The 25,916-nt window shown below is 70.7% G+C and carries 26 protein-coding genes; 19 read left to right on the top strand and 7 right to left on the bottom strand.

Annotation, left to right across the window (positions count from 1 at the left end; all coding sequences use genetic code 11):
• Positions 1-69 precede the first annotated feature (69 nt).
• The gene (gene murJ, locus QU602_RS19020) at positions 70-1,689 is read right to left on the bottom strand and encodes a murein biosynthesis integral membrane protein MurJ (protein WP_308798037.1); all 1,620 of its coding nucleotides are present in this window, start codon (positions 1,687-1,689) and stop codon (positions 70-72) included.
• Positions 1,682-4,162: a DUF6049 family protein gene (locus QU602_RS19015; RefSeq protein WP_308798035.1), complete on the bottom strand. Its 2,481-nt coding sequence runs from the start codon at positions 4,160-4,162 to the stop codon at positions 1,682-1,684. The genes murJ and QU602_RS19015 overlap by 8 nt, the downstream gene beginning before the upstream one ends.
• A 98-nt stretch (positions 4,163-4,260) precedes the next feature.
• Here QU602_RS19015 and QU602_RS19010 point away from each other — a divergent pair, with 98 nt between their 5' ends.
• From QU602_RS19010 to dnaB, 6 genes are all read left to right on the top strand, one after another.
• A complete protein-coding gene (locus QU602_RS19010; RefSeq protein ID WP_308798034.1) occupies positions 4,261-5,688 on the top strand; it encodes a CCA tRNA nucleotidyltransferase in 1,428 nt (475 codons plus the stop codon).
• Positions 5,689-6,129: 441 nt separating this feature from the next.
• Positions 6,130-6,504: a 30S ribosomal protein S6 gene (gene rpsF, locus QU602_RS19005; RefSeq protein ID WP_308798033.1), complete on the top strand. Its 375-nt coding sequence runs from the start codon at positions 6,130-6,132 to the stop codon at positions 6,502-6,504.
• A 5-nt stretch (positions 6,505-6,509) separates the two neighbouring features.
• Positions 6,510-7,043, top strand: coding sequence for a single-stranded DNA-binding protein (locus tag QU602_RS19000; protein ID WP_308798032.1), 534 nt, complete (start codon positions 6,510-6,512; stop codon positions 7,041-7,043).
• Positions 7,044-7,134: 91 nt separating this feature from the next.
• Positions 7,135-7,395 (top strand): 30S ribosomal protein S18, encoded by a 261-nt coding sequence (rpsR, locus tag QU602_RS18995; protein WP_067947514.1) that lies wholly within the window; start codon positions 7,135-7,137, stop codon positions 7,393-7,395.
• 11 nt (positions 7,396-7,406) lie between these two features.
• A complete protein-coding gene (gene rplI, locus QU602_RS18990) occupies positions 7,407-7,859 on the top strand; it encodes a 50S ribosomal protein L9 (RefSeq protein ID WP_308798029.1) in 453 nt (150 codons plus the stop codon).
• A 502-nt stretch (positions 7,860-8,361) separates the two neighbouring features.
• Positions 8,362-9,735, top strand: a complete 1,374-nt coding sequence (dnaB, locus tag QU602_RS18985) for a replicative DNA helicase (protein WP_308798028.1) — start codon at positions 8,362-8,364, stop codon at positions 9,733-9,735.
• A gap of 58 nt (positions 9,736-9,793) precedes the next feature.
• Here dnaB and QU602_RS18980 read toward each other — a convergent pair whose 3' ends face one another.
• A complete protein-coding gene (locus QU602_RS18980) occupies positions 9,794-10,174 on the bottom strand; it encodes a DUF1304 domain-containing protein (RefSeq protein WP_308798027.1) in 381 nt (126 codons plus the stop codon).
• 170 nt (positions 10,175-10,344) lie between these two features.
• Between QU602_RS18980 and QU602_RS18975 the strand changes: the two genes are divergently transcribed.
• From QU602_RS18975 to QU602_RS18950, 6 genes are all read left to right on the top strand, one after another.
• Positions 10,345-10,800, top strand: a complete 456-nt coding sequence (locus tag QU602_RS18975; RefSeq protein WP_308798026.1) for a hypothetical protein — start codon at positions 10,345-10,347, stop codon at positions 10,798-10,800.
• 171 nt (positions 10,801-10,971) lie between these two features.
• Positions 10,972-12,210: a Re/Si-specific NAD(P)(+) transhydrogenase subunit alpha gene (locus QU602_RS18970; protein WP_308798025.1), complete on the top strand. Its 1,239-nt coding sequence runs from the start codon at positions 10,972-10,974 to the stop codon at positions 12,208-12,210.
• A complete protein-coding gene (locus tag QU602_RS18965) occupies positions 12,210-12,554 on the top strand; it encodes an NAD(P) transhydrogenase subunit alpha (RefSeq protein ID WP_308798024.1) in 345 nt (114 codons plus the stop codon). Before QU602_RS18970 ends, QU602_RS18965 begins: the two co-directional genes overlap by 1 nt.
• Positions 12,551-13,924 (top strand): NAD(P)(+) transhydrogenase (Re/Si-specific) subunit beta, encoded by a 1,374-nt coding sequence (locus QU602_RS18960; protein WP_308798023.1) that lies wholly within the window; start codon positions 12,551-12,553, stop codon positions 13,922-13,924. Before QU602_RS18965 ends, QU602_RS18960 begins: the two co-directional genes overlap by 4 nt.
• A gap of 89 nt (positions 13,925-14,013) precedes the next feature.
• Positions 14,014-14,610, top strand: coding sequence for an HdeD family acid-resistance protein (locus QU602_RS18955; protein WP_308798021.1), 597 nt, complete (start codon positions 14,014-14,016; stop codon positions 14,608-14,610).
• Positions 14,607-14,942, top strand: coding sequence for a hypothetical protein (locus tag QU602_RS18950; protein ID WP_308798020.1), 336 nt, complete (start codon positions 14,607-14,609; stop codon positions 14,940-14,942). Before QU602_RS18955 ends, QU602_RS18950 begins: the two co-directional genes overlap by 4 nt.
• 12 nt (positions 14,943-14,954) lie before the next feature.
• On the opposite strand, the gene purB is transcribed toward QU602_RS18950, so the two are convergent.
• Entirely contained in the window at positions 14,955-16,325 is a 1,371-nt protein-coding gene (gene purB, locus QU602_RS18945) for an adenylosuccinate lyase (RefSeq protein WP_308798019.1), read from the bottom strand.
• Entirely contained in the window at positions 16,326-16,853 is a 528-nt protein-coding gene (locus QU602_RS18940; protein ID WP_308798018.1) for a low molecular weight protein-tyrosine-phosphatase, read from the bottom strand.
• Positions 16,854-16,996: 143 nt separating this feature from the next.
• Here QU602_RS18940 and QU602_RS18935 point away from each other — a divergent pair, with 143 nt between their 5' ends.
• Together QU602_RS18935 and QU602_RS18930 are read left to right on the top strand one after the other, a co-directional pair.
• The gene (locus QU602_RS18935; RefSeq protein ID WP_308798017.1) at positions 16,997-17,302 is read left to right on the top strand and encodes a hypothetical protein; all 306 of its coding nucleotides are present in this window, start codon (positions 16,997-16,999) and stop codon (positions 17,300-17,302) included.
• Between the two features lie 42 nt (positions 17,303-17,344).
• Complete coding sequence (locus QU602_RS18930) at positions 17,345-18,793, top strand: hypothetical protein (RefSeq protein ID WP_308798016.1); 1,449 nt, start codon at positions 17,345-17,347, stop codon at positions 18,791-18,793.
• Here QU602_RS18930 and QU602_RS18925 read toward each other — a convergent pair.
• Positions 18,768-19,151 carry a phage holin family protein gene (locus QU602_RS18925; protein ID WP_308798015.1) on the bottom strand — a complete coding sequence of 128 codons (384 nt, stop codon included), beginning with the start codon at positions 19,149-19,151 and terminating at the stop codon, positions 18,768-18,770. The genes QU602_RS18930 and QU602_RS18925 overlap by 26 nt on opposite strands.
• A gap of 142 nt (positions 19,152-19,293) precedes the next feature.
• Here QU602_RS18925 and QU602_RS18920 point away from each other — a divergent pair, with 142 nt between their 5' ends.
• The 4 genes from QU602_RS18920 (at position 19,294) to QU602_RS18905 (ending at position 24,121) form a co-directional block, all read left to right on the top strand.
• Positions 19,294-20,391 carry a histidinol-phosphate transaminase gene (locus tag QU602_RS18920; RefSeq protein WP_308798014.1) on the top strand — a complete coding sequence of 366 codons (1,098 nt, stop codon included), beginning with the start codon at positions 19,294-19,296 and terminating at the stop codon, positions 20,389-20,391.
• 79 nt (positions 20,392-20,470) lie between these two features.
• Positions 20,471-21,604 carry a thiamine pyrophosphate-dependent dehydrogenase E1 component subunit alpha gene (locus QU602_RS18915; RefSeq protein WP_308798013.1) on the top strand — a complete coding sequence of 378 codons (1,134 nt, stop codon included), beginning with the start codon at positions 20,471-20,473 and terminating at the stop codon, positions 21,602-21,604.
• Between the two features lie 107 nt (positions 21,605-21,711).
• A complete protein-coding gene (locus QU602_RS18910; protein ID WP_308800235.1) occupies positions 21,712-22,671 on the top strand; it encodes an alpha-ketoacid dehydrogenase subunit beta in 960 nt (319 codons plus the stop codon).
• A 52-nt stretch (positions 22,672-22,723) separates the two neighbouring features.
• Positions 22,724-24,121, top strand: a complete 1,398-nt coding sequence (locus QU602_RS18905; RefSeq protein ID WP_308798011.1) for a dihydrolipoamide acetyltransferase family protein — start codon at positions 22,724-22,726, stop codon at positions 24,119-24,121.
• 75 nt (positions 24,122-24,196) lie between these two features.
• Here the strand turns inward: QU602_RS18905 and QU602_RS18900 are convergent, their stop codons facing one another.
• Complete coding sequence (locus QU602_RS18900) at positions 24,197-24,679, bottom strand: GNAT family N-acetyltransferase (RefSeq protein WP_308798010.1); 483 nt, start codon at positions 24,677-24,679, stop codon at positions 24,197-24,199.
• 111 nt (positions 24,680-24,790) lie between these two features.
• Here QU602_RS18900 and QU602_RS18895 point away from each other — a divergent pair, with 111 nt between their 5' ends.
• Positions 24,791-25,915, top strand: a complete 1,125-nt coding sequence (locus QU602_RS18895) for a metal ABC transporter substrate-binding protein (RefSeq protein ID WP_308798009.1) — start codon at positions 24,791-24,793, stop codon at positions 25,913-25,915.
• Position 25,916: the final 1 nt, after the last annotated feature.

The following is a 25,916-nucleotide window of genomic DNA, read 5'->3' as shown; positions in this document are numbered from 1 at the left end:
CGCGAGGGTTGACGGATGCCTCGATCCTTCGCCCTGTGGAGGAGCCGTGTGGCACCGCGTCGTGTCCGCTCAGCCGCGGCGGAGCCGCCGCACGAGCGGCTCCGCGAAGCCGCGCAGTTCGGGCGAGCGGAGGAGCCAGAGGCCCCCGAAGTAGAGCGCCGCCATCACGCCGCCGATGATCGCCATCGAGAGTATCGCCGAGGCGCGGTCCTGGATCGCGAAACCTCCATCGGTGGTTCCGCCCAGGCTCACGAGCAGGAACACGCCCGCCACCACCGGCAGCACCAGGGCGGCGAGCGAGCGGCCGAGGCTGATCGCGATGCGCCTGCCGTCGAGCGAACCCAGTCGGCGACGCAGCAGGATCGAGGCCACGACGAGCTGGATCGTGCCGGCGATCGTGGTGGATGCGGCGACGCCGACCGCGGTCCACTCGAGCGGGAGCATCAGCGCGAGCACCGCGCCGGCACTGAACACGACGACCTGCACGAGGGTGAAGAAGAAGGGCGTCTTCGTGTCCCCCAGGGCGTAGAACGCCCGCTGCACGACGAACAGGACGCTGAACCCGACGAGGCCGACGCCGAACGCGATGATCACGTTGCCGAGACCGGCGATGTTCTCGAGGTGCCCTGGCTGGAACACCGCGGCGAACGGATAGGCGGCGACGATGATCGCGGCGGCCGCGACCGTGATGAGCAGCGTGATCCCGCGGATCGCGCTGGAGACGTCGTCACGTACCCGGGTGAACTCGGCCGCATGCGCATGTTCGCTCATCCGCGTGAAGTAGGCCGTGGCGATCGAGACCGTGATGATCGAATGCGGCAGCATGAAGATGAGCCACGCGATGTCGATCGCCGCCGCCGACGCCCCCACGCCCGAGGCCGTGAGCACGACCTGGGTCTGCACGACGCCGGCCAACGTCGTGAGGAGGAGCATCCCGAACGTCCAGCTCGCCATGCGCCCGGCCGCACGGAGGCCGACACCGCGCCACTGGAAGTCGGGACGATACCGGAGCCCGACCCGCCGCCAGAACCAGAACAGGATCAGCGCCTGCGCGGCGATGCCGAGCGTCGCGCTCCCGGCGAGCACCGCCACCATCGTCGGCGTCCAGTCGTCGATGGTGCGTGTGCCCTCTGGATCGAATCCGAACGCGAGCCCGAACACCACGAGGCCCGCGAGCGCGACGAGGTTGTTCAGCACCGGGACCCACGTGAACGGCCCGAACGACCTGCGCGCGTTCAAGACCTCGCCGAGCAGTGTGTAGAGCCCGTAGAAGAAGATCTGCGGCATGCACCACCAGGCGAATGCGATCGCGAGCGGCAGCAGGTAGGGCTTGGACGCGGCGTAGATCCACGTCAGCACGGGAGCCAGCACGATCGCGAGCACGGTCGCCGCGCCGATCACGACGAGCGCGAGCGTCAGGAGCTTGTTGATGTAGGCGCTGCCGCCGTCGGCATGCGTGCTCGCGCGCACGATCTGCGGCACCAGGACGGCGCTCAGCACACCCCCGGCCACGATCACGTAGACCGTGTTCGGCAGCCCGTTCGCGACCGCGAACGCGTCGGCGCTCACTGAGCCCGTGACGCCGATGACGGCGGCGAGCACGATCGCCTTCACGAAGCCGAGCACGCGCGACACGATCGTGCCCGACGCGAGGAACAGGCTCGCGCGCCCGATGCGGTCCTCAGTCATCGCGACGCGGCTCCTCGGGCCCGGTGTCGGTGGTCCGGTCGATACTCTCGGCATGCGATTCAGAATACTGAGATCCACTGACACGCTCAGGCGACGCCGAAGGCTCATCGCCAGGGGCATCTGTATCGCCCGAGGCATCCGTATCGGCGTGGCCGGCCGTCTCGCCCGTGGCATTCGTCTCGTGTGCGGCGGGCGCCTGGGCCTGGTCTGCCGCGGCGCGCTCGCGTCGTCGGCGGCGGATGTTCCGCCAGATGCCGACCCCGAAGAACACCACGACCACCACGCCGAGTATGAGCGCGCCCAGGCCCTCCCAGTCGGCCTGAACGTTGGCGGCGATCTGCACGGTCTGCCCGACCTTGACCTCGTCGCGAGACCACAGCGACACCGACAGCGTCACCTCGCCATTCCCGACGCCCGCGGCGACAGGCACGATCACATTGCTCCGCGAGTCCGCCGCGACCGTCGTCTCGACGCGCTCCTCGACGATCAGTCTGCCGTTCGATGGGGCGACGTCGACGAACACCGTCACGGGGTACGGCAGCAGATTCTCCACCGTCGTCGGCACGCCGGTCTCGCTCGACAACACGTTCACGGGACTGCTCTGGGCGACCGAGACGGCGTTCACCGTCGCAGATTGCGCCGCGAGCCGGTCGCCGACCGCGGCCGACCATTCCGCCGGCTGCGGGATCCATGCCACGTCCAGCAGCGCGAGCAGCTGCCGTCGTGCCGGCGCGGTGAGCAGCGTCTCGTCGTCGAGCACCGTGGCGAACTCCCGCACGGCCGCCCCGCTGTCGAGCAGCCGGCTCAGCTGGTCCAAACGGACCGGGTCTTCTGGGGCGTCGACCAGGGCGCGCTCGACGGGCGGGGCGCCGACGGCGCCGGAGAGGCTCGCCGGGTTCGACCATGGCCAACTCGCGATCGCGTCGAGGGTCGCTGCGACGCGCGACGACTGGGTCGCGGCACCGCGCTGGAACGTCGCGAGGAGCACGGCGTCGCTGTCGCCCGCCTGCATGGCGAGCTCAGCCCCGAGGCGAGAAGCCGCCTCGCCCCACGCCACGTCGGAACGAGCTGCCGCCGCCTCGCGCAGCGCGTCCGTGATGCGCGCGTCGGCCATCACCGCAGACTCGCCATCGACCGTCGAGGCGGCATTGCGGACCGGATCGGTGGCGTCGACGTTCGAGGCCGACAGGATGGTCGTGGTGTAGCCGCCCGCGCGGAACGCGGCGAGGTTTCCGGCGGCGACGGTCGCGTCGGCCGGCCAGGCGAGGTCGGTGCGGGTGTACGGCCAGGCGAGGAGCTGCTCGGTGGTCGGCACCGTCGTGGGCGCGGCGGGTTCGGTCGCTTGATCGGTCGCCACCGGGTCGGCGTCGGTGGGCGAGTCGCCCTCATCCTCGTCGCCGTCGGTCGCCTGTTGCGCCGCGTCGTCGGGCTCGAGATCACCACCGCCGAGGCCGCCGCCCTCCGCGTCGGTGGCGAAGTCCGCGGGATCGAGCACATCGGCGAACGAGACCGGGCTGAGCGGTTCGATGCCGAGTTGCGCCTGCGCCGCGAGGTCGGCATCGGCGTAGGCCAACGGGAAGACCTCATTCGACACGTCGGCGAGCCGATCGAGCCACGCGACGGCCGAGTCCGGAGCGCTCGTGCCGAGCGCGCGCACCGAGGCCACCAACCGCGGGTCGAGAGCGATCGCCACCGCCCGGTCCGCGACGGCGTCGAGCTGCCGCGTCAGCAGTCCGGCCGGCCCGGTCCAGAGCTCGAGGTCGTCGGCGCCGATGAGCCCGGCCGTCTCAGCGGGCACGGTCAGGGCATACGCGAGCGCGAGCTGCGGGCCCTGGGCGACGGCCGGAGGGGCGGCGAAGGCTCCCGACGCGATCGCGGCCGTGGCATCCTCGGACACGAACTCGGCGCCGAGTCCGACGACCGGCGCCCCCGCCGCATCGCCCAGTGCCCCTGGTGGGAGCGTGAACGACACGACCTCCGAGGCGCCGGCGGGCAGCGCGCGGACCGGGACCTCGGCGACCTGCTCGGTACGCGGGCGATCACGCGCCTCGGCCGATGCCGAACCGACCCAGGCGTCGAGCGAAGCCTGGTCGACGATCGGTACCGCTGCGCGAGTGAGCCGGACCTGGCCTGGCGCGACGGCACCCCCGGTGCGGTTGTCGATCTCGACCTCGAGGGTCACGATGCCGGCGGGGTCGACCGTCGTGCCGGTGGCGGGCGCGATGCTCAGCGCGAGGACCGCCTCACCCTCGGGCACCGCCGCCGCGGTCGTCGTTGTGGTCGTCGCGCGAGTGGCCGGGGCATCCGTGCCGGCGACCGAGTGCAGGGTCTCCGCGAGCACGGCGGCGTTGGCGACCACCGGTGCTGCGAGCATCGCGCCGGCGAGGACGGCCGCGGCGAGGCCGAGTCCCCGCCGTCGGCGGCCGGCGAGGTGTCGGCGGAGTCGACGCAGAGGGTTCGACTCGGCCAGCATGCTCGCGATTCTACGGCGTGGGGCCTGAGCGGCCGCTCGGCGACGCGACGCCGTCGCGCGTCGAACGACACCGTGATGGCCCGCCTACCATTGGGGACATGCACGACGTCGCCGCCGCCCTCGGCCGGCTTTCCGAGCTCGCGGACTCTTCGAGCGTCTCCCGGCTCGCCGCGGCGTTCGACGACGCCGGTCACGAGCTGGCGCTCGTCGGTGGTCCTGTGCGCGATGCCTTCCTGGGTCGCGTCACCAACGACCTCGACTTCACGACCGATGCCACGCCCGACGAGATCCTCGCGATCGTCAAGCCGATCGCCGACGCCCACTGGGACATCGGCCGCGCGTTCGGCACCATCGGTGCGCGGATCGCGGGCGAGACCGTCGAGATCACCACCTACCGGGCCGACAGCTACGACGGCGCCTCACGGAAGCCCGAGGTGGTGTTCGGGGACTCGCTCGACGGCGATCTCATTCGCCGCGACTTCTCCGTCAACGCGATGGCGCTGCGGCTGCCTCGACTCGAGCTGGTCGACCCGTCGGGCGGGGTCGAAGACCTGATGGCACGTGTGCTGCGCACGCCCTCGCGCCCCGAGGAATCGTTCGGCGACGACCCGCTGCGGATGCTGCGCGCTGCGCGCTTCTCGGCCCAGCTCGGATTCGATGTCGAGCCGGGCACGCGGGAGGCCATGTCGGCCCTCGCCGCCGAGATCGACCGCATCTCGGCCGAACGGGTGCGGGACGAGCTGTCGAAGTTGCTGCTCGCGGACTCGCCTGTCCGGGGCATCCGCCTGCTGGTCGACTCCGGACTCGCCGACCGCGTGCTGCCCGAGGTGCCCGCGCTGCGTCTCGAGCGCGACGAGCATCACCGGCATAAAGACGTGTACGAACACAGCCTGACCGTGCTCGAGCAGGCCATCGACTACGAGAAGACGCGCGGCGTGCTCGACTCCCCCGATCTTGTGATGCGGCTCGGCGCGTTGCTGCACGACATCGGCAAGCCCGCCACGCGCCGACTCGAACCGGGCGGGGCGGTGACGTTCCACCATCACGACGTCATCGGCGCGAAGCTCGCGAAGAAGCGGCTGCGAGCGCTGCGCTTCGACAACGACACGGTCGCGGCCGTCGCGCGGCTGATCGAACTGCATCTGCGGTTCTTCGGATACAGCGACGGCGCCTGGAGCGATTCGGCCGTGCGCAGGTACGTGCGTGACGCCGGGGATCAGCTTGAGCGCCTGCACATCCTGTCGCGCGCCGACGTCACGACCCGCAATCGGCGGAAGGCCGATCACCTCGCCTTCGCGTACGACGACCTCGAGGAGCGCATCGCGGTGCTCGCCGAGGAGGAGGAGCTCGCCGCGGTACGCCCTGAACTCGACGGCCAGCAGATCATGGCCCTGCTCGACGTGCCCCCGGGTCCCGTCGTCGGCGAGGCATACCGCTACCTGCTCGAGGTCCGCCTCGACGAGGGGCCGATCGGTGAAGCCGCCGCGCGCGAGCGCCTCCTCGCCTGGTGGTCCGCCCGCCCCTGACCCCGCCGCGCCCGACCACCCCGCCCGACCACCCCCTCGCCCCCGCGCCCTCTCCGCGTCCCGTCCCCGCCCGTCCCGTCCCCCGTCGTCCGTCCCCCCGGCTCCGCCCCCACCGCCCCCTCCGTCCCCTCCGTCCCGGCGACTGATGACGAAATGACCCGAGTGATGACGAAACGGCCGTGCGTTTCGTCATCACTCGGCGATGTGGGGGGCAGGGCGTGGGACGGGGGACGCGGGCAGGGCGTGGGACGGGGGACAGGGGCGGGCGGGGGGCGTCGCGGCGGGGGCGCGGAGCGCGGGTTGGGAATCGGGGGCTGGGCGGGTAGACTACCGAGGTTGCCCGTGTGCCGCATTCGCGGCCTCCACGACGCACAGTATGAACACCCTCCTGCTGCCGGGACCGACCCGGTGGCCGCTGAGTCCGAAGGAGGTGGGTACGTCATGCACCAATACGAGCTGATGGTCATCCTCGATCCCGAGATCGACGAGCGCACCGTTGCTCCCAGCCTGGACAAGTTCCTCAACGTCATCCGCAATGATGGCGGCAGTGTCGACAACGTCGACATCTGGGGACGTCGCCGGCTGGCCTACGAGATCAAGAAGAAGGCCGAGGGCATCTACGCCGTCGTCGACTTCACCGCGACCCCCGCGACCACCGCGGAGCTCGACCGGCAGCTGAACCTCAGCGAGGCCGTCATGCGCACCAAGGTTCTGCGCGCCGACGAGCACCTCGCCCAGGTCGCTGCGGCGAAGAAGGCCGACGAGGTGAAGGCGGCCAAGAAGGCCGCTGCCGCCGCGAAGAAGTCGGACGCCTAAGCGCCATGGCCGGCGAGACCATCATCACCGTGGTGGGCAACCTCACTGCCGACCCCGAGCTGCGGTACACGCAGAACGGGCTCGCGGTCGCGAACTTCACGATCGCGTCCACGCCCCGCACGTTCGACCGTCAGGCGAACGAGTGGAAAGACGGCGAGGCCCTGTTCCTTCGCGCGAGCTGCTGGCGTGAGTTCGCCGAGCACGTCGCCGGTTCGCTGACGAAGGGCTCCCGCGTCATCGCGCAGGGTCGCCTGAAGCAGCGTTCCTACGAGACCAAGGAAGGCGAGAAGCGCACCAGCATGGAGCTGGAGATCGACGAGATCGGTCCCTCGCTCCGGTACGCGACCGCCCAGGTCACCCGTGCCCAGTCCAACCGCGGCGGCGGTGGCGGTGGCGGCTCCTACGGCGGCGGCGGTGGCGGCGGCCAGTCCGACGACGCGTGGGCGCCGAGCGCCCCCGCGCAGGCGGGCGGGGCTGCTGGCGGCGGCGACGTCTGGAACACGCCCGGCACCAACTACGGGGACGACACGCCCTTCTAGGCCTGACGGCCGCAGGGCCGACTGGCACTGAGCGGATGCCTCGGGCGAGGCATCCGACGCAACGAAACGTTTCTCAAGACAGGAAAGAACCATGGCTGGAAAGAGCAGCGGCGACCGCCGCAAGCCTCGCGGTGGCAAGGGCGCGAAGAACGCCGCCCCCGCGAAGTCCGTCAAGGTCGGCGTCATCGACTACAAGGATGTCGCGACCCTTCGGAAGTTCATCTCGGAGCGCGGGAAGATCCGCGCCCGTCGCATCACCGGTGTCTCCGTGCAGGAGCAGCGCCTCATCGCCCGCGCAGTGAAGAACGCGCGCGAGATGGCGCTCCTGCCCTACTCGGGCTCCGGCCGCTAAGGAGCACGAACATGGCAAAGGTCATTCTCACGCACGAAGTCACGGGTCTCGGTGAGGCCGGCGACGTCGTCGAGGTCAAGAACGGGTACGCCCGGAACTACCTCGTTCCGCAGGGTTTCGCGACCCCGTGGACCCGCGGCGGCCAGAAGCAGGTCGACCAGATCAAGTCCGCGCGTCAGGCGCGGGCGCTGCACTCCCTCGAGGACGCGCAGGCGCTGAAGTCCAAGCTCGAGCAGGGCAAGGTCAAGCTGGCGGTCAAGGCCGGCCAGGGCGGCCGCCTGTTCGGCTCGGTGAAGACGGCGGATGTCGCGGCTGCGGTCGCGGCGGCCGGTCTCGGCGAGGTCGACAAGCGCAAGATCGAGATCACGTCGCCGATCAAGGCGGTCGGCGACCACGAGGCGACCGTGCGTCTGCACGACGACGTCTCGGCGACGATCATCCTGCAGGTGGTCTCGGCGAAGTAACTCTTCGTCTCCGACGACAGCGGCGGCGGGCTTCGGCTCGTCGCCGCTTCGTCGTCCCCGGCCACCGAATGCGTCGGAGGCTTTCCTCCGCCTACACCTGCCGGTCACGTTCGCGCAAGAGTTTCGCTCGGGTTTTCCCGAAGGTTGTGCACAGGTGGTTACACCGAGTGAACAGACATCCAAAGAAGTTTTCCCCCACAGCTGTGGAATTGAGAAATACCTGTTCAGGTCAAAATTCATCCCGTGTAATTCGCCCGAATTCCACACTTCTCCACAGGCTGACTGCACATGATCCACGGCGTTTCGCGCAGTTTCTCCCCAGAGTTATCCACAGGCAGAGTTGTGTGTGGACGGATGCTTCCTTAGGGTGAATCCGCGTCTCACGATCACGCCTCGTGGGAGTCCCTCGAAGCCGATGACGGTCGTCCCTGATAGGACTGGCTGGAGGGTCTCGAGCGCCCGCGCATGAGCGCGAAGCCACGCGGATTGGAAGGTCACCAGCTTGTCTCTCGCCCACATCGGGATCGCCGAGCCGGCCGACGACGGCAACGCACGCCGGGGCGAGCGCACACCGCCGCACGACCTGCTCGCGGAGCAGAGCGCGCTGGGCGGCATGATGCTCTCCAAGGACGCGGTCGCCGACGTCATCGAGACCGTGCGCGGCGTCGACTTCTACGTGCCGAAGCACGAGGTGGTCTTCAACGCGATCCTCACCCTCTACTCGCACGGCGAGCCGACCGACGTCATCGCGGTGACCGACGAGCTCACGAAGACCGGCGAGCTCCAGCGGGCGGGCGGCGTCGAGTACCTGCACACGCTCACGAGCCTCGTTCCGACCGCGGCGAACGCCGGGTACTACGCGTCGATCGTGGCCGAGCGCGCGCTGCTGCGCCGGCTCGTGGAGGCCGGCACCCGCATCGTCCAGATGGGGTACGCGGGCGAGGGCGAGGTCACCGAGCTGGTGAATAACGCCCAGGCCGAGATCTACGGCGTCACGGGCTCGGTCGAGACCGAGGACTATGTGCCGCTGACCGAGGCGGTCACGCAGGCGATCGATGAGATCGAGGCGGCCAAGCACACCGATGGCAAGTTCACCGGTGTGCCGACCGGGTTCGCCGATCTCGACGAGCTGACCAACGGGTTCCATCCGGGGCAGATGATCATCGTCGCCGCGCGTCCGGCCATGGGCAAGTCGACGCTCGCGCTCGACTTCGCTCGCGCCGCGTCGATCCATCACGACCTGCCGGCCATCGTGTTCTCCCTCGAGATGGGCAAGGCCGAGATCGCGATGCGCCTGCTCTCGGCCGAGGCATCCGTCCCGCTTCAGAACATGCGGAAGGGCACCGTCGACGGGCGCGACTGGACCACGATCGCGTCGACCCGCGGTCGCATCAACGATGCGCCGCTCTATCTCGACGACTCCCCCAACATGACCCTCGTGGAGATCCGCGCGAAGTGCCGCCGGCTCAAGCAGCGCGTCGGACTCAAGATGGTCATCATCGACTACCTCCAGCTGATGACGAGCGGCAAGCGCGTCGAGAGTCGCCAGCAAGAGGTCTCCGAGTTCTCGCGTGCGCTCAAGCTGCTCGCGAAAGAACTGCAGGTCCCGGTCATCGCGCTCTCCCAGCTGAACCGTGGTCCGGAGCAGCGCGCCGACAAAATGCCGGCCCTCTCCGACCTGCGTGAGTCTGGCTCGATCGAGCAGGACGCCGACATGGTGATCCTGCTGCACCGTGAGTCCGCCTACGAGCGCGACAGCCCTCGCGCGGGCGAGGCCGACCTCATCGTCGCCAAGCACCGGAACGGCCCGACCCGCACCATCACGGTCGCGTTCCACGGCCACTTCTCGCGCTTCGCCGACATGGTGCAGGGCTGACAAGACGGGGGCGTTCGATCAGTTCATCGGTAGATGGCGGACGTACCGGCCTAGCGCGTCAGACGAACAGGAAGGCCACGAACCCCAGCGCGGGCAGCACGCCCTGCACCAGCGCGGGGCGCCAGTATCCGGGCCCGGTCGTGGTGAGCACCACTGCCGCGAGGGCCATGCACGCGGTCGCGAACAGCACCAGCGCGCGCCCCGCGTCGACGAGCCCGGCCCACACGAGCACGAGTCCGACCGCAGCACCCACGCCGAGGAAGAGGTTGTAGAACCCCTGGTTGTACGCCATCGGCCGGGTCGCGTCGGCCTGCGCCTGATCGGCGACGCCGAACCGCTTCCACGTTGCGGGCCGCCGCCACCACACGCTCTCCATCAGGAAGATGTACCCGTGCAGCAGCGCGGCGAGACCGACGAGGATGCTTCCGATGATGAGCATGCGCCGAGGGTAGCGCGATCGCTCGGCGGACGACGGCGATTTCGTTGGGGTCGTGTGATGCCGATCGGGCTTCGATCGGACATCGATTCGGCAACACGTTCGCGCACGAGGCCCGCACCGCCCGCTCGCACCGGCACGCTTGGAGGCATGTCGAACGAATGCGAGTGCGCATGAACGTGACGGCGCGGCGGTCGACGCGGCGCACGGCCGTGCTCGGGCCTGCGGCGGTGCTGCTCGCGGGCTGCCTCGCGGGGTGCGTCGCGTTTCCGCCGACCGTATGCCCCGCGGTCGGCTATGTCTCGGGTGTCGGGGTCGTCGTCGAGGGCGTGGCCGCCGGTTCCGGACTCGATCTCGAGCTCTGCACCGAGGCGGGCTGCGTCAGTACGGCGACGGATGCTCCGCTCTCCGCCGATGGACCGATGATCGCGATCGCCGGGGGCGGTGAGGGGCGGTGGTACGCCACGTTCCATGGCGACACACCCGAGACGATGACCGCCGAGGTGTTCGACGAGGCGGGCGCCTCGCTCGGCGAGGCCCGGGCCGAGCTCGTGTGGCACCGCATCGGCGGCAGCGAGCAGTGCGGGGGCCCGCAGGAGGCTGAGCCGATCGTCGTCCGCACCGACTGAGATCCACGCCGACTGAGATCCGCACCGACTGAGCCAGGCGGCTCCGGCGCGCGAAAGGCGAAAGGCCCGTGGTCAATAGCCATCGACTGCCCGCGGCCCTAGTGTGATCCACACGTGACGCGGTGCGGCGACTCGGACGGGTCCCGCCGCGGCGCGCGTGAGAGGAGCGCCATGCGGGTCGGCATCGCACGCGAGCGGCTGGAGGGTGAGCGGCGCGTGGCCGCGACGCCCGAGACGGTGCGTCAGCTCATCGGGCTCGGCCTCGAGGTCGTCGTCGAGCAGGGGGCGGGCGAGGCATCCGGTCATTCGGATGCCTCCTACGCCGAGGCCGGCGCGCAACCGGCCGTCGACCTCGATCTCGCGTCGATCGATGTGCTCGCGCACGTGAGACCCCTTGATCCGGTTACGGTCGGCCGCCTCCGCCGCGGCGCGATCACGGTCGGCCTCGCCTCGCCCGCGAGCGAGCTCGCCACGGTCCGCGCGCTCGCCGAGGCCGGCGTCACCGCGTTCGCGCTCGAGCTCGTGCCGCGCATCTCGCGTGCACAGTCCATGGATGCCCTCACGAGCCAGGCCCTCATCGCGGGCTACCGCTGCGTGCTCGAGGCGGCGATGCGGCTCCCCCGGCTCTTCCCGCTCTCGATGACGGCGGCGGGCACGATCCCGCCGGCCCGCGTGCTCGTCCTGGGCGCCGGCGTCGCGGGGCTGCAGGCCATCGCGACCGCCAAGCGGCTGGGGGCGCGGGTGTCGGCGAACGATGTGCGCGCGGCGTCCGCGGACGAGGTGCGTTCGATGGGCGGCACGTTCGTCTCGCTCGACCTCGATGCGGCGGATGCGTCGGGCGGCTACGCGCGCGAGCTCGGCGCGGATCGGGCCGAGCTGCAGCGGCGCCTGCTCGCGCCGCACGTCGCCGAGGCTGACGTCCTCATCACGACGGCCGCGATCCCGGGTCGGCGGGCGCCCCGGCTCGTCACGACCGACATGGTGACCGCGATGCGGCCGGGCTCGGTCGTGGTCGACCTCGCGGCGGAGTCGGGCGGGAACGTCGAGGGCGCGATTCCGGGCGCGGACGTGCGGGTACCCGTTCACGGCGGTGCCGTCACGCTGGTCGGCATGAAGGATGCCGCATCGAGCATGCCGTCCGACGCGTCGCGTCTCTACGCGAAGAACGTGGCGAACCTCATCGAGCTGATGACCGTCGACGGCGAGCTGCTCCCGGACTTCGATGACGAGGTCGTCGCCGGCGCCGCACTGACTCATGCCGGAATGGTGCGGCACGAGCCGACGGCCGAGGCGCTCGCCGAGGCATCCGGCCCGCGCGCTGTGTACATGCCGCCGCCGGCATCTGCTCCGCCCGAGACATCCGCCACATCGGCGCAACCACCCGCATCCGGTACGGAAGGAGGCGCCTGATGGACGCCGTCGCGCTCACCACCATCACCGTGCTCGCCGTCTTCGTGGGCTTCGAGGTCGTCTCCAAGGTCTCGAGCACGCTGCACACCCCGCTCATGAGCGGCACCAATGCGATCCACGGCATCGTGGTGATCGGTGCGATCATCGTCGCCGGGCAGGCGGAGGACCCGTGGGTGCTCGCGGTGGCCCTGCTCGCGGTCGTGCTGGCGACCGCGAACCTCGTGGGCGGGTTCGTCGTGACCGACCGCATGCTCGAGATGTTCCGCGGGTCGAGACCGGCGAAACCGGCTGGGGCGGTTGCGGATGCTCCGGGCGACACGACGAACCGGGAGGCCGGCCGGTGAGCGTGCTCGACCCGACCTGGAGCGCGCTGCTCTATCTCGTCGCCGCGGTCTGCTTCATCCTGGCGCTCAAGGGACTCGGCGCGCCGCGCACCGCGCGCCGGGGCAACCTCGTCGGCGCCTTCGGCGCCCTCGTCGCGGTGATCACCGTCTTCCTCTCGAGTCGGCTCGAGAACATCCCGTGGATCCTCGGTGCGATCGCCGTGGGCACCGCGATCGCCTGGCCCGTCGCGCGCCGGGTGCAGATGACGCAGATGCCGCAGCTCGTGGCGATGCTGAACGGGGTCGGCGGCGGTGCCGCGGCGCTCGTCGCGTTGCTGGAGCTCGACCACGCCGTCGACTGGGGCACGCGCCTCGCCATCGTGCTGACCCTGCTCATCGGTGCGGTGAGCTTCGCCGGCTCGATCATCACCTTCGCGAAGCTGCAGGGCCTCATGTCGGCGCGCGCGATCGTGTTCCCCGGCCTGCCGGTGCTCATGGGGCTCATCGTGCTCGGCGGGATCGCGGCGGGGATCTGGGTCGTGATCGACGCGCCGTTCGGGGCGGCGATCGGCGTGCTCGCGGCCGGCCTCGTGCTCGGCGTGCTGCTCGTGCTGCCCGTCGGCGGTGCCGACGTGCCCATCGTCATCTCGTTGCTCAACGCCTTCACCGGGCTCGCGGTCGCGGCCTCGGGCTTCGTGCTCGGCAACGTGCTGCTCATCATCGCCGGGACGCTGGTCGGGGCATCCGGAACCATCCTGACCCGCGCGATGGCGCGGGCCATGGGGCGCAGCGTCTCGGGCATCCTGTTCGGGGCGTTCCGAGGCGGGTCGACCGCCGGCTCGACGGAGGTCTCGGACCGGCCCGTGCGCTCGTCGAGCGCCGAAGACGTCGCGGTGCTGCTCGGGTACGCGCAGAAGGTCATCATCGTGCCGGGCTACGGGCTCGCGGTCGCGCAGGGGCAGCACACGGTCGCCGAACTGCAGCGCGAGCTCGAGGCGCGCGGCATCGAGGTGGTGTTCGCGATCCACCCCGTCGCGGGGCGCATGCCCGGTCACATGAACGTGCTGCTCGCCGAGGCCGACGTGCCGTACGAGGCGCTGCGCGAGATGAGCGAGGTGAACGGCGAGTTCACCCAGGCGGATGTCGCGTTGGTGGTCGGCGCGAACGACGTCGTGAACCCGGCGGCGAAGACCACGCCGGGCTCGCCCATCTACGGCATGCCGATCCTCGAGGTGGGCGACGCCCGCCAGGTGGTGTTCCTCAAGCGCTCGATGCGGCCCGGCTTCGCCGGCATCGAGAACGAGCTGCTCTACGAGCCGCAGACGACGCTGCTGTTCGGCGACGCCAAGGACTCGCTCGGCAAGGTGCTCACCGCGGTGAAGGCCCTCTGACCGTACCCCCCTCGACGCCGAGGTACCCGGACGGGCCGTCCAGCCGCGACGCGTAGGATTGACGCATCCCCCGAACGAAAGAGGTCCCCGTGGCCGAAGCCCGTGCCGACGCCGTCGTGCGCGCGCCGTACTGGTCCGTCCCCGTCGTGCGGGGCGCGCTTGCCATCGTGCCCGCGGTCGTCATCACGTTCTCGCAGGACCACTCCCCCACGCTTGGCCTCGCCGTGTTCGGTGTCTGGGCCGTCGTCTCCGGCCTGTTCACGGGCGCGATGTCGATTCGGCTCATCGACGACCGGCTCATCCGCGCGCTCTTCGCCGCCAACGGGCTGCTCACCGCGATCGCCGGCGTGCTCGCCCTGATCATGCCCCCGAGTGTCGCGTTCCTCGTCGTCCTCGTCATCTCGTGGGCGGCCGTCACGGGCATCGTCGAACTCATCGCCGGTCTCCGCGCACGCGGCCGCGCGTCCGCATCGCGTGACTGGGTGACGGTCGGCGCCGCGACCGCGCTCGCCGCCATCGTGTTCCTCATCTTCCCCCTCGACGCGGTGAGCATCGTCGGCCTGCTCGGGGCGTACCTCGTGATCGTCGGCGTGCTGCTCATGATCGGGGGCTTCTCGCTCAAATGGAGTGGCGCGGCCCGCACGGCCGGCAATCGCTCCGAGGCATCCGGATCGGAGCAGTCGTGACCCAGCAGCCCGAGGACCGGTACCAGCCCAGCCGCCGCGAGGTGCTGCGGCCGATGGAGTACGTCGGCGGCGCCGCGATCGCGGCGATCTTCGTCGGCCTCGTCACGCTGATGGTGACGCGTGACTGGACGCTCACCCTGATCGGCGCGGGCGGCGTGTTCATCATCGTGCTCGTCGTGCTGGCGCTCTTGCAGATGGCGATCAAGCCGGATGCCTCGGAGCGGGCCGAGCTCGCCGAGAATCCCGGAACCGTGACGCCGCCGGACGCCGGCGAAGGATCCGCCGGCCCGGCCGACCCTGAGAACCCCCCGCCCGCCGACCGCGGCCACTGACCCGGGCGGCGCTCAGCCGAGGGCGTCGACGAGCTCCGCGGCGAGGCCGATGTAGCCCGCGGGCGTGAGCGCGAGCAGGCGCTGCTTCGCGTCGTCGCCGATGTCGAGTCCCGACACGAACGCCGCGAGCTCCTCGCCGCCGACGCGCTTGCCGCGCGTGAGCTCTTTGAGCAGCGCGTACGGGTCGGCGATGCTCGAACGACCGGCCACCACCTCGGCGCGGATCACGGTCTGGATGGCCTCGCCGAGCACCTCCCAGTTCGCATCGAGGTCGGCGAGCAGCACGTCGCGGTCGAGGTCGATCTCGCCGAGTCCGCGCTGGATGTTGTCGAGCGCGAGCAGCGAGTGCCCGAACCCGACCCCGATGTTGCGCTGCGCGCTCGAGTCGGTGAGATCGCGCTGCAGCCGCGAGGTCACGAGCGTCGCCGCGAGCGAGTCGAGCACCGCCGACGACAGCTCGAGGTTCGCCTCGGCGTTCTCGAACCGGATCGGGTTGACCTTGTGCGGCATGGTCGACGACCCGGTCGCGCCGGGGGCCGGGATCTGCCGGAAGTAGCCGATGGAGATGTACGTCCAGATGTCGGTCGCGAGGTTGTGCAGCACGCGGTTCGCGTGCGAGACCCGGCCGTACAGCTCGGCCTGCCAGTCGTGCGACTCGATCTGCGTGGTCAGCGGGTTCCACGTGAGCCCGAGCGACTCCACGAACTCGCGCGAGACCTCGGGCCACGAGACATCCGGAACCGCGACGACGTGCGCCGAGAAGGTGCCCGTCGCACCCGAGAACTTGCCGAGGTACTCGGTCGCCTGGATCTGCAGCTCGATGCGGCGCAGCCGGTGGGCGAACACCGCGAGCTCCTTGCCCATGGTCGTCGGCGTCGCTGGCTGACCGTGGGTGCGCGAGAGCATCGAGGCGTCGCGGTGCTCGCGCGCGAGCGCGGCGAGGGCCTCGATGACGGTGGTGAGCTTGGGCAGCCAGACCTCGCGCACCGCGTCGCGCACGGTGATGGCGTAGGAGAGGTTGTTGATGTCCTCACTGGTGCACGCGAAGTGCGTGAGCTCGGCGAGCCCGCGCTCGGCGAGGCGGCGGCGCACGTAGTACTCGACGGCCTTCACGTCGTGGCGCGTGGTGGCCTCGAGCGTGGCGAGCTCGTCGATGTCGGCCTGGCCGAAGTCGGCGACGATCTGCCGCAGTGACGCCTTCTGCTCGGCGTCGAGGGGCGAGGTGCCGAAGAATCCACGGTCGGTCTGCGCGATGAGCCACTCGATCTCGACCTGCACCCGCGCCCGGTTGAGGCCGGCCTCGGAGAGGTGCTCGCCGAGCTCGCCCACCGCCCCGCGATAGCGTCCGTCGAGGGGGCTGAGCGGTTGGGGAGGCAGCGACATCTAGCGGATTCCTTGTCTGAGAGCTGGTGCGAGTTGTCGGAACAGCGACTGCGTCGACCGCTCTATCATCCCAAGAACTCGGTCGAAGGTTTCCGCGTCGGAGTAATACGGGTCGGGTACGTCCTGCAGCGGGGCGAGGTCGCCGTCGAACTCGAGCAGCAGCCGCACCTTCTGCTGGTCGAGGAGGCTGCGCGCCCAGTTGCGCAGGATCCGCGCCTGTCCGCGGTCGAACGCGACGACGAGGTCGAGCATCGGGAACCGGCCGGGATCGAACTGCCTGGCGCGGTGCGACGAGCCGTCGTACCCGGCGCGGCCGAGCGCGTCGAGCGTGCGATGGTCGGCGCGCTCGCCGACGTGCCAGTCACCGGTCGCGGCGGATTCGATCGCGAGGGCACCGTCGAGGCCTTCGCGTTCGGCAAGGGACCGCAGCACGACCGCGGCCATCGGCGAACGGCAGATGTTGCCCGTGCACACGAAGGACACCCGGAACGGCTGCGCGGCGTCCCCCGCGGGTTCCGCTCGCGTCATTGCTCCATTCTGGCGAGATCGGAGCGCGGGCACCAGATGAGGGATCGTTGACGGCCCCTCCACAGGGACGGATGTCTCGCGCGGACCTCACAGATCGAGCGGATGCCTCGGGGTGGGCCGTCTCGTGCCGCGACGATGTCGGGATGCCGAACCTCCATGCCGGGCTCCTGCCCGGGCCGGAAGCCACCCGCCTCGCGGCCGCGGCCGCACGCCACCGGGCCGAACTCGACGCATTCCTGGCCGAGGTCGAGGGCGGCCTGCGGGTCATGCTGCCTACCGGACGATGTCTCGCCTGGCGTTCAACCGCGGCCGAGGCGTACGAGGCGCGACTGCATGACCTCCGCACCCGGCTCGGTGCGGCGGCGGCGGTCCTCGCCGACGCGTGCGAGTCGCAGCACCGGCAGGCGACGCGGCTCCAGGTCATCGCCGATGCCCCGGGAGCGGGGTGACCGGCGGGTATGCCGGCCGTCGCGAATGGTGGGTGAGGGCTGATGGGCGATGACCTCACGGTGAGTGTCGGCGGTGGGAGCCGGGTGGCGCTCGACGAGCTGTTCGCCGAGGCGGCCGCGCTCGGCGCGCTCGAGGGTGCGTGTCGCGACTGGCGTGAGCGGGCCGCGGCGATCCGCCGCGGGATCGTGCAGAGCGGGGTGTCCGACGCGCCCGGTGCCGGTTCGTGGGGTCCGGCATCCGGCCTGTCACACGCGAGTTCGCTCCTTGAGACTGCAGCATGGCAGACGCAGCATCTGCGAGCTGCGCTCGTCAGCAGCGCCGAGGAGTACGGGCGCGCCGAGCGCACGGTCACCGCCATGTGGGACCTCGGGGCGCGCTACCTGGCCGCGAACACGGGGCTCCTCGCCCTGTTCGCCCTGCCGTTCCTGGTGGTACCCGGCATGGCGATCGGCGCGGTGCTCGCGCGGGCGGCGGCGAGCGGGGCGTGGAATCCGAAGGCGTCGGCACGCGCGGTCCTGTCGGACCCGGACTTCGTCCGGCTGGTGCGCTCGGCGGGTGGCGCGGCCGACGAGTTCCTGCTCGGGTTGCGGGGCCTGCCGCCGTCGATCGCGATGCTGCTCGGTGCGGGTGTCGCCGCGCCCGAGAACGCGTCGTTGCTGCTCGGTGCGGCGGGCGGTCTCGGCCTGTTCGGCAGCCGGGCGTTCGTCGACGGCCCGGTCGCCGTGCGGCGTGACGCCGCGGTGGGTGTGTCGAGGGTGCCGCCGCCTGCGGGCGTGGGTGACATCGCGCGACGTGTCCCGGCTCCCGCGCCGGGCGCTGCGCAGATCCGCGTCGAACGCTATGGACCGGCGGCCGCGCCGCGGTGGCTGGTGTACGTCGGCGGGACGCTCGCGGCGTCGCCGGTCGCCGGCGCCGAGCCGCTCGACCTCACGAGCGATGTGCACGCGATCGCCGACGACTCAGGCCTCGACCGGTTCCGGGTCAGCGGGGCCGAATCGGGCGCGGCCGACCGGGCGGTGCGGCAGGCGCTCGCCGAGGCGGGCGCGCGTCCCGGCGACCCCATCCTGCCGGTGGGCTACTCGGCGGGCGGAATCGTCGCGGCGGGCATGGTGGCAGACCATGAGCTCAACGTCGTCGGTGCCGTGAACCTCGGCGGCCCGGTCGCGAGTACGGATCTCGGTGACGTGCCCGTGCTCTCGCTCGAGCACGAGGAGGACCTGATCCCGGCGCTCGGCGGCCCGGGGCATCCGTCGCCCGGCCTTGTGACCGCGAGCCGAGCCGCGCTGCCCACGGCCGAGGGCGCCGGCGCAGAGCTGCTGCCCGCGCACGAACTCGCCCGCTACCGCGAGACCGCCGAGCTCGTCGACCACTCGAAGGCCCCCGAGCTGGCCGCCTTCGGCGACCTGATCCGCGACTTCACCGGCACTGCCTCGGGAGAGCGCACCGACTGGCGCGCGTCACGCGTCAGCTCCGGGCCGGCCGCACGATGAGGCCGATGATCCAGCTGAAGATGCCGAGCACGAGTGCGCCCAGCACGCCCCACCAGAAGCCGTCGACCACGAGGCCGAAGCCCATGAGGCCGCTGATCCAGTCGACGATGAGCAGCAGCAGTCCGTTCACGATGAACGAGATGAGCCCCAGCGTGATGAGGTACAGCGGGAAGGCGACGATGCGGATCGCCGTGCCGACGATCGCGTTCACCAGACCGAAGATCAGGGCCACCAATAGATAGGTGAGCACGGTGCCGAGGGTCGTCTCCTCGTACGGCACGACGTGCACGCCGGCGACGATCAATGTCGTGAGCCAGAGGGCGAAGGCGACCACGAGGACCTTGATGATGAACCGCATGGCTCCACTCTGGCAGAGGCCACCGCCGCAAGAACAGGGTGGACAACCGAGCCGCGAACCCGCATGGCGCGCGGACGAATGCCCCCTGTGGCGCCGAGAGCCGGGACACCCTCCGCAGTGGTTCGCGGCTACGGTGGAGGTCGTGACCGCTTCGGAGCCCGCGCCGGCACCCGTCCGCCTGCGCCCAGAGATCGCCGCCCTCCCCGCGTACCGGCAGGGCCGCCCCGCCCCGGCCGACGGATTCAAGCTCTCGAGCAACGAGAATCCGTTCGATCCGCTGCCCTCGGTGCGCCAGGCCGTCGCCGACGCGGCGGGGGCCGTCAACCGGTACCCCGACGCGAGCGCGCTCGCGCTCCGGGAGCGACTGGCCGAGCGCTACGGCGTCACGGCCGACGAGGTGCTCGTCGGCGCCGGGTCGGTCTCGCTGCTCGCGCAGTTCATCCAGGCGGCGGCAGGCCCCGGAGACGAGGTCGTCTACGCGTGGCGGTCCTTCGAGGCATACCCGGGTCTCGTCACGGTCTCGGGCGCCACGAGCGTCCAGGTGCCCAACCGGGCGGATCACGGGCACGAACTCGACGACATGGCGGCCGCCGTCACGGACCGCACGCGCGTGCTCATCGTGTGCTCCCCCAACAACCCCACGGGAACCGTCGTGACGGCCGACGAGTTCGCGGCGCTCATGCGCCGGCTGCCTTCGGACCTGCTCGTGCTGCTCGACGAGGCGTACGTCGAGTTCGTCCGCGACGAGGCATCCGTCGACGGCCGCGAGCTCATCCGGCGATACCCGAACCTCGTCATCCTGCGCACGTTCTCGAAGGCCTACGGTCTCGCCGGGCTGCGTGTGGGGTACGCCATCGGCCCGGTCGCCGTGCTCGACGCGGCCCGGTCGACCGCGATCCCGCTCGGCGTCACGGCGGCGTCGACCGCCGGAGCGCTCGCCTCCCTCGAACCCGAGGCTGAAGCCGAGCTCCTCGACCGCGTGGCCGCGATCGTCGAGCGCCGCGACCGGCTCCGCGACGCGCTCCTCGCCGCCGGCTGGCCGGTGCCCGCGGCCCAGGGCAACTTCATCTGGCTGCCGACCGGCGACGCGACCGAGACGACGGCCGAAGCGCTGTGGAGCGCGGGGGTCGTCGCCCGCCCGTTCCCCGGTGACGGCATTCGCGTCAGCGTGGGCGAAGAGCCGTCGGTGCAGGCGGTCATCGAGGCCCTCGCCGCACTCGATCCGCCGGCCGCTCTGTAGGCGCTCACCAAAGCAATCGCCGTCGAGCTTGTGGCCGTCTCACAAGAATGCGGTCAGGCAGAGCGAGTACCGTGGAACGGTGGCAGCCCTCCAACGAGACTTCTCCGCGCCGACCCTGCAGCTCCTCACCCACGAGGGTGAGCTGCGGCCCACGCCGGAGGCCGAGCAGTTCCTTCCGGTGGTGGAGGCCCTCTCCGACGTCGAGCTCGAGCAGTTCTACCGGGACATGACGATCTCGCGCCGCATCGACATCGCCGGAGCGAACCTCCAGCGGCAGGGTCAGCTCGCGCTCTGGGTGCCGAGCCATGGCCAGGAGGCGGCACAGGTCGGCTCCGCTCGTGCCGCCAGGCCGCAGGATCACATCTTCCCGTCGTACCGCGAACACATCGTCGGCATGATCCGCGGGCTCGACCCGGTGAAGATCCTCACGCTGCTGCGCGGTGCGACGCTCGGCGGCTGGGACCCGGCGGAGAACGGGAACTTCCACCTCTACACGCTGGTGCTCGCCTCGCAGACGCTGCACGCGACGGGCTACGCGATGGGCCTCACCTTCGACGGCGCCACCGCGACCGGTGACCCCGAGGCCGACGCGGCCGTGCTCGTGTACTACGGCGACGGGGCGACATCGCAGGGCGACGCGAGCGAGGCGCTCGTGTTCGCGTCGAGCTACCAGACCCCCCAGGTGTTCTTCGTGCAGAACAACCAGTGGGCGATCTCTGTTCCGGTCGAGCGGCAGTCGCGCAGCCCGATCTCGCTGCGCGGCACCGGCTTCGGCATGCCCGGCCTGCGTATCGACGGCAACGACGTGCTCGTGAGCTACGCCGTGAGCCGGGTTGCGCTCGAGGAGGCACGGTCGGGCATCGGCCCGAGCTTCATCGAGGCCGTCACCTATCGCATGGGTGCCCACACCACCGCCGACGACCCCACGAAGTACCGCACCCGCGCCGAGGAGGAGTACTGGGCCGAGCGCGATCCCATCACGCGGTACCGCACGTGGCTCGAGGGCCGCGGCGCCAGCGCGGCGTACTTCGCCGAGGTCGACCAGGAGGCGCAGGACGTCGCCGCGGACCTCCGTCGGCGCGCGCTCGAGGCGCCGGCGCCTTCGCGCGAGACGATGTTCGCGCACGTCTACAGTGAGCCGCACCAGCTCATGCAGGATCAGTTCGCCTGGCTCGACGCGTTCGAGCGAGGCCTCGACGGAGGCACCGCATGACCGACACATATGCCGAGACCGGAATGAAGACGGAGTCGCCCGTCGCTGACGGATCGGGCACCGAGCCCGACCAGCCCGAAGATGTCCGCGGTGTGCACACCCTTTCCATGGCCAAGGCGATCACGGCGGGGCTGCGCGAGGCGCTGCGCGCCGACGACAAGGTGCTGCTGATGGGCGAGGACATCGGCTCGCTCGGCGGCGTCTTCCGAGTGACCGAGGGGCTGAAGGACGAGTTCGGCGAGCGCCGCGTGCTCGACACGCCGCTCGCGGAGTCGGGCATCGTCGGTACCGCGATCGGACTCGCCATGCGCGGATACCGGCCCGTCGTGGAGATCCAGTTCGACGGCTTCATCTTTCCGGCGTTCGACCAGATCACCACCCAGCTGTCGCGCCAGACGCTCCGCCACGACGGCCGCGTCTCGATGCCGATCGTGATCCGCGTGCCCTACGGCGGCCACATCGGATCGATCGAGCACCACCAGGAGAGCCCCGAGGCCTACTTCGCGCACACCCCGGGCCTCCGCGTGGTCAGCCCGTCGAACCCGCACGACGCCTACTGGATGATCCAGGAGGCGATCCGCTCGAACGATCCCGTGCTGTACTTCGAGCCGAAGAGCCGGTACTGGCCGAAGGGGCCGGTCGACCTCGACCACGCGGGGCTGCCGCTGCACTCCAGCCGCATCATGCGCCAGGGCACGGATGTGACTGTCGTCGGACATGGTGCGATGATCGCCACCCTGCTGCAGGCAGCGGACATCGCGGCCGACGAGGGCACCAGCCTCGAGGTCGTCGACCTCCGCAGCCTCTCCCCCATCGACTACGGGCCGCTGATCGACTCGGTCGAGCGCACCGGGCGTCTCGTCGTCGCGCAGGAGGCGTACGGCAACGTGAGCATCGGCTCCGAGATCGCGGCGACCGTCGCCGAACGCGCGTTCTACTCGCTGCAGGCACCGGTGCTGCGGGTTTCGGGCTTCGACACGCCGTTCCCGCCGGCGGCCCTCGAGACCGAGTTCCTGCCGAGCCCCGACCGCGTGCTCGAGGCCGTCGACCGGGCGCTGGCGTTCTGACGACGACCAGGGCATACGGCGCACGGGATACATCTGGTGAAAGGGTGAAGGCATGAGCGAGATCCGGTTCCCCCTGCCCGACGTCGGCGAGGGCCTGACCGAGGCCGAGATCGTGCAGTGGCGCGTCGCCCCCGGCGACCGCATCGCCCTCGATCAGGTGTTCGTCGAGATCGAGACCGCGAAGTCGCTCGTCGAGCTGCCGAGTGCGTTCGAGGGCGTCGTCGCCGAGCTGCTCGTCGAGGAGGGAGCGACGGTCGACGTCGGCACGCCGATCCTCGTCATCAGCACGGACGCCGCCGAGGGCTCTTCCGGCGAGGCGCCGGGTCAGCCGCGAGCTGAAGCGCCCACGGCGCCCACGGCGACGCCGGCGTCGCCCGAGGCGAGTGGCGCGGTGCTCGTGGGGCACGGCAGTTCAGGACCAGCTCAGAGCCGCCGGCGTCGGCACGCGTCACCGGGCACGGCGCACGAGAAGCTCGCGGCCGCCGCTCCCGCGGTGCCGGCTGTCGCCGAGCAGGTCGTACCCCCTGCACCGCCCGCCCCCGTGGGCGCCGCCCAGCCGGCCGCGGCCGAGCGCCGGGCCGAGTCGTCGCTGCCCGTGATCGCGAAGCCGCCGATCCGCAAGCTCGCGAAAGACCTCGGCGTCGACCTCACCCGCGTCACGCCGACCGGGCCGATCGGCGATGTCACGCGCGACGACGTCATCCGCGAGGCCAGCCAGGCGAGTGTCTTCCGCAACATCCAGACTCCCGAGCCGCCGGCCGCTCGCGAGAGCCGCATTCCCGTGAAGGGCGTGCGCAAGGCGATCGCCAACGCGATGGTGCAGAGCGCATACTCCGCGCCGCATGTATCGGTGTTCGTGGATGTCGACGCGACCCGGACCATGGAATACGTCAAGCGCCTCAAGTCCTCGCCGGACTACGCGGGCGTGAAGGTCTCGCCCCTCCTCATCATGGCGAAGGCCCTCATCTGGGCGGTGCGCCGGAACCCCACGGCCAATGCGCAGTGGACCGACGAAGAGATCATCGTCAAGCACTTCGTCAACCTCGGCATCGCCGCGGCGACGCCGAGGGGGCTCATCGTCCCGAACGTGAAGGACGCGCAGGCGATGACGATGGTCGAACTGGCCGCGGCCCTCGAACAGCTCACGCTCACTGCGCGCGAGGGCAAGACGCAGCCGGCCGAGATGCGGGGCGGCACGATCACCATCACGAACATCGGTGTCTTCGGCATGGACACGGGCACCCCGATCCTGAACCCCGGTGAGGTCGCGATCGTCGCGCTCGGCACGATCCGGCAGAAGCCGTGGGTCGTCGACGGCGAGGTGCGACCGCGGTTCGTCACCACGATCGGCGGATCGTTCGATCACCGCGTCGTCGACGGCGACGTGGCGAGCCGCTTCCTCGCCGACGTCGCGTCGATCATCGAGGAGCCGGCCCTCCTGCTGGAGTGATGGGCTGGAGTGATCGCGCGCGGCGAGGCCGCGCACCGCTGAACGGCCGCAGCCGGCTCGGCGGCGACGCGCGGCTCAGAGGCGGCGCTCGTAGACGACCGAGTCGCCATTGCGGCCGACCTCGGTCAGGCCCGCTTTCTCGAGCGCGTGACGCGCCGGGGTGTTGCCGATTTCGGCCTCGGCGCGTGCGAGTCCGGCGCCGGACGCACGGATGATCGCGAGCGCCGCGGTCACCGCGTGCACCGCGAGGCCCTGACCGCGCACGGCCGGGACCAGTCCGAAGGCGAACTCGACCGCGCCGTCGTCGCCGGGGGCGAAGAGGTTCACGCCACCGATGGCCGCGCCGTGCGCGCCGCGTCGTACGAGGTACGGCCCGAAGGGCGCGGGGTCTCCCCCGGCCTGCACCGCCGCGACGTACTCGTCGATGAGCTCGGGCTCGTCGACGAACGAGTAGCCGCCCTCCCAGCCGTCATAGGGGTCCACCTCGCCCGCGAGGATGCGTTCGGCGTCGGCCAGGGTGAACGGATGCAACGTGAGGGGGGTCGTGGTCGGCTCCACGTGCTTCACCCTCTCACCTGCCAGACCCGGGCGCCAGTCCCCGGCGAACGATGACGCGTCGCGTCGCGTCGTGAGTTTGACAATCATTCTCAAGAAACTATCGTAGAGCGCATGTCTGCACCCCGCCCTGCCCGGTCCGTCCTCTCGCGCGCGCTCTTGGTGGGCGGCGTCCTCACGACGACCGCGGTGGCACTCAGCGGATGCGCCGGCGCGGCCGCAGAGCCGGACGGCGTGTCGATCGTCGCGACCACGACGCAGGTCGGTGACTTCACACGTGAGCTCGTGGGGGAGCAGGCCGCCGTCACGCAGATGCTCACCCCAGGCCAGAGCGCCCACTCGTTCGACCCGTCGGCCGCGCAGCTGGCCGCGCTCGCGAACGCGGACGCGCTCGTCATCAACGGCGCCGGGCTCGAGTCCTGGGTCGAGGACGCCGTGAGCGCCTCGGGCTTCGACGGTGTGCTGATCGACGCGGGCGACGGCATCGAGACGCACGGCACGCACTCGCACGCCGGCGAGGAGGACCACGCCCATGACCACGCCGAGGGCGAGGATCACGATCACGATCACGCTGAAGACGAGCACGCCGACGACGCCGCACACGACGACCACGACCACGCCGACGACCACGACCACGCCGACGACCACGACCACGCGCACGAAGACGGCAATCCGCACATCTGGACCGATCCTGCGCTCGCCGCGGTGATGGTGCACAACATCGCGCACGGGCTGGCCGACGTCGACGGCCTCGATGCCGCCGAGATCGAGGACAACGAGGCCGCGTACGAGGCCAAGCTCGAGGCCCTCGACACCTGGATCGCCGAGAACGTCGACACGGTCCCGGCCGAGCAGCGCCTGCTGGTCACCAACCACGATGCGTTCACCTATTTCCTCGACGCCTACGGCATCACGTTCGTCGGCAGCGTGATCCCGAGCTTCGACGACAATGCCGAGCCGAGCGCGGCCGAGATCGACGAGCTCGTGGCTCGCATCACGGCGACCGGCGTGCAAGCGGTCTTCTCGGAGGGCTCCATCTCGCCCAAGGCCGCGGAGACCATCGCGCGGGAGGCCGGCGTCGCGGTGTACGCGGGCGACGACGCGCTCTACGGCGACTCGCTCGGCGCCGAGGGCACCGATGGCGAGACGTACCTCGGCAGCCAGATCCACAATGCGCGGCTCATCCTCGAGTCGTGGGGCGTCACGGCTTCCCCGCTCCCCGCCGCACTGGAAGAATAGT

Origin of the sequence: Agromyces protaetiae, assembly GCF_030866785.1 — a bacterium.
Classification (GTDB): Bacteria; Actinomycetota; Actinomycetes; order Actinomycetales; family Microbacteriaceae; genus Agromyces; species Agromyces silvae.
The sequence above is the reverse complement of the archived record's forward strand: the minus strand, read 5'-3'. Positions and strand labels throughout refer to the sequence as shown.